General features: G+C 59.0%; 1 pseudogene. It reads right to left on the bottom strand.

Annotation, left to right across the window (positions count from 1 at the left end):
* Positions 1-135: 135 nt before the first annotated feature.
* Positions 136-246, bottom strand: a pseudogene (locus ACQG3P_RS19945) (adenosylmethionine decarboxylase); the annotation flags it as partial.
* Positions 247-266 lie beyond the last annotated feature (20 nt).

Here is a 266-nt window from a genome sequence, read left to right as displayed (position 1 = left end):
TGCCTTCACACCGGACCGTCGGCGGTAGCTTGCCGTGGAACATTACTTCTGCGCAACACCGATGGGCCACAGGGCGGGGCGTCCCGCCTTGTGCAGCACCACCCGGGCCACGGCCCGGGCGGGTGTCGCTTTGTGTTACTCGGACAGGTTGCGGCCATGGAACAGCTCTTCGATCTCGCGCTTGAGCTGCGCTTCAATCTTCATGCGTTCCTTGAACGAGATGTTCTTGGCGTTTTCTTCGAATAGTTAATTGTCCAGGTCGAAGT

Source organism: Stenotrophomonas sp. SrG (assembly GCF_050031795.1).
Taxonomy (GTDB): domain Bacteria; phylum Pseudomonadota; class Gammaproteobacteria; order Xanthomonadales; family Xanthomonadaceae; genus Stenotrophomonas; species Stenotrophomonas rhizophila_A.
The sequence above is the reverse complement of the archived record's forward strand: the minus strand, read 5'-3'. Positions and strand labels throughout refer to the sequence as shown.